2 protein-coding genes are annotated in these 1821 nt (G+C 42.6%); one reads left to right on the forward strand and one right to left on the reverse strand.

What is annotated here, in order from left to right; genetic code table 11:
* The first annotated feature begins 165 nt into the window (after window positions 1-165).
* Window positions 166-351, forward strand: a complete 186-nt coding sequence (locus VB714_RS07250) for a PCP reductase family protein (RefSeq protein WP_239121244.1) — start codon at window positions 166-168, stop codon at window positions 349-351.
* Between the two features lie 102 nt (window positions 352-453).
* Here the strand turns inward: VB714_RS07250 and moaA are convergent, their stop codons facing one another.
* On the reverse strand, window positions 454-1443 hold the full coding sequence (moaA, locus tag VB714_RS07255) for a GTP 3',8-cyclase MoaA (RefSeq protein WP_323222587.1): 990 nt from the start codon (window positions 1441-1443) through the stop codon (window positions 454-456).
* Window positions 1444-1821 lie beyond the last annotated feature (378 nt).

Raw genomic sequence — 1821 nt, forward strand, 5'->3', positions numbered from 1 at the left:
TGGGGGATGTTGGTTGTAACAATTGGGGTTGCGGGTCAGAATTTAGAGCGAATGTTTGCTAAGAAACCAAAAGCTATGAAAGAGAAAGGTAAATAAAGTCACAATGCTGAGAATGTTTACTTTACACTAAAAAAAAACGGGCTTTCGAGGGGTAAAAAAAGGTTGATGGACGATTCTGATTTTGCGGAAACATTACATTGGACTGCTGAAGCGACGGCTAAGTTCAAAAATATTCCTTTTTTCGTTCGTACCCAGGCTCGTCAGCGCATTGAGGAGTTAGCAAGGGAGGTTGAGTCGGATACGGTGACTGTGGAGATTGTGGAACAAGCGAGGGATGAATTTGGACAATAATTATCCCTTTCGGATTTGAGAAAGTGGCGATCGCCTTTTACTCATTTGTTATTTGAGGAGGCGATCGCTTCTCCTCTGATTTTGCCAATAAATAATTAATAATTATCCTCCAATTTGGGACATGGTTCTAGTATACATTCCCTGTTCTGTACCGGAGTCGCGCTGTTTGAAGTTTATTTCGGGTTTTAAAGATAATAACTCTCTAACTTGTTCTCTTAATTGACGAGGTGAAATTCCCTCTCTCAAACCTGTTTTTAAGTCAATTTGTCCGGTTTCATTTAACAAACAAGGACGCAACCAACCATCAGCAGAAAGACGCATTCGGTTGCAGCGATCGCAGAAACATTCGGACATCTGAGAAATAAATCCTAATGTGCCTTTTGCACCGGGTATTTTAAACACATCAGCAGGTCCATTGCCTTGAATTTCTGCGCTTTCTAATCCCCATTTTTCGCGAATATTTTGTCGCAATTCTTCTGAAGGAATCCAAGCGCGATCGCCAAACAATTCCGCATTACCAATTGGCATAAATTCAATAAATCTGACGTGCCAATGGCGATCGCGGGTTAAGGCAGCTAGATCGGCAACTTCGCGATCGTTGACTCCTGGTATAACGACAACGTTCAATTTTAAGGGGTCAAACCCAACACGATATGCTTCCTGTATGCCTTCCCAGGTCTTCTGCCAGCGACTTTTCCCTCTATTGCCGATGATTTTGTCAAAAGTATCGCGATCGAGGGAGTCTAGGCTAATATTGATGCGCCGCAAGCCAGCATCATATAAATCCTGTGCCATTTTCGCGAGATAAAAAGCATTGGTGGTCATTGCAAGGTCTTCTGTTTCTGGGAGTGCAGTAATATCTCGCACCAGATCGACAATTTCCGGACGTAAAAGGGGTTCCCCCCCCGTAAGGCGAAACTTGGTAAAGCCGAGGGGAATAAACACCTCTCGCAGCAAAATGAGAATTTCCTCGCGAGTTAGCCATTCTTGACGCAAGAGGTATTCCAGTTCGCTTCCTTCTGGCATACAGTACTGACAGCGAAAGTTACAGCGATCGATGAGACTGATGCGAAGATAGTCAATTGAGTTCATGCGGGTTCTAACTGGGAATATTTTTCTCTCGCCTCTTGAGTTTAACAACTTTTTTGTTGTTAATGAAGGCGCGATCGCCTCCAACCCATGAGCAAATTATCCCGATCTACTCAAATAAGCTCAATACAGCCCTAGACATATTCTCGTAAATTGTGTATTATGTTTGTAGTGTTGTTTTTACAAATAATTACCCATTCATAATTGATAATTGAAACAATGCCCTACGAACAACTGAATTTATCCGTTCCCAAACCCATTCTTTCTTGGGCGAATCACGATCTTGCACCGAAAGAAACGCAAATGGCAAAAAATGTCGCCTCTTTACCTTTTGTTTTTAAGCACGTCGCTTTAATGCCAGATGTGCATCTCGGAAAAGGT

Source organism: Spirulina sp. 06S082 (assembly GCF_034932145.1).
Lineage (GTDB): Bacteria > Cyanobacteriota > Cyanobacteriia > Cyanobacteriales > Spirulinaceae > CCY15215.

Coding starts and splice junctions, on each gene's coding strand:
- VB714_RS07250 (WP_239121244.1), top strand. CDS start 166: ATGGACGATTCTGATTTTGCGGAAACATTACATTGGACTGCTGAAGCG.
- moaA (WP_323222587.1), bottom strand. CDS start 1,443: ATGAACTCAATTGACTATCTTCGCATCAGTCTCATCGATCGCTGTAAC.